The organism is Anoxybacillus thermarum (genome assembly GCF_000836725.1).
GTDB classification, from domain to species: domain Bacteria; phylum Bacillota; class Bacilli; order Bacillales; family Anoxybacillaceae; genus Anoxybacillus; species Anoxybacillus thermarum.
This window is the reverse complement of record NZ_JXTH01000141.1, coordinates 1-738: the sequence shown is the minus strand read 5'-3', so window position 1 is coordinate 738 and position 738 is coordinate 1. Positions and strand designations below refer to the sequence as shown.

General features: G+C 51.8%; 2 rRNA genes. Both read left to right on the top strand.

Annotated elements, in window-relative coordinates:
* Positions 1–266, top strand: a 16S ribosomal RNA gene (locus LH47_RS14795); the annotation flags it as partial.
* Between the two features lie 273 nt (positions 267–539).
* A 23S ribosomal RNA gene (locus tag LH47_RS14790) occupies positions 540–738 on the top strand; the annotation flags it as partial.

Sequence of the window (738 nt, the reverse complement as noted above, 5' to 3'; positions counted from 1 at the left end):
AATCCCAAAAAGCCGCTCTCAGTTCGGATTGCAGGCTGCAACTCGCCTGCATGAAGCCGGAATCGCTAGTAATCGCGGATCAGCATGCCGCGGTGAATACGTTCCCGGGCCTTGTACACACCGCCCGTCACACCACGAGAGTTTGCAACACCCGAAGTCGGTGAGGTAACCCTTACGGGAGCCAGCCGCCGAAGGTGGGGCAAATGATTGGGGTGAAGTCGTAACAAGGTAGCCGTATCGGAAGGTGCGGCTGGATCACCTCCTTTCTAAGGAAAAAAAGCGCAGAACGGTCCTTGGCGTAGCCAAGGAAACATCCGACGGAAGCGCAAGCTTTTGACGAGACGTGCTTGCACGTCGACGGAGAAAGCGGACGCGGAGGAGGATGTTAGTTTGGAGCTAGACATCGTATAATAAAAAACGCTTTTTCGCTTCGTTTAGTTTTGAGGGAATATCCCTCAACTTGCGCCTTCGTCTATTAAAAAGGAGACGAGGTTGAAATTGTTCTTTGAAAACTAGATAACAGGCTGAAAAGTGTGTTTAGTTAAGTTAGAAAGGGCGCACGGTGGATGCCTTGGCACTAGGAGCCGATGAAGGACGGGACAAACACCGATATGCTTCGGGGAGCTGTAAGTAAGCGTTGATCCGGAGATTTCCGAATGGGGGAACCCACTGTCCGTAATGGGGCAGTATCCATACGTGAATCCATAGCGTATGGAGGGCATACCCGGGGAACTGAAA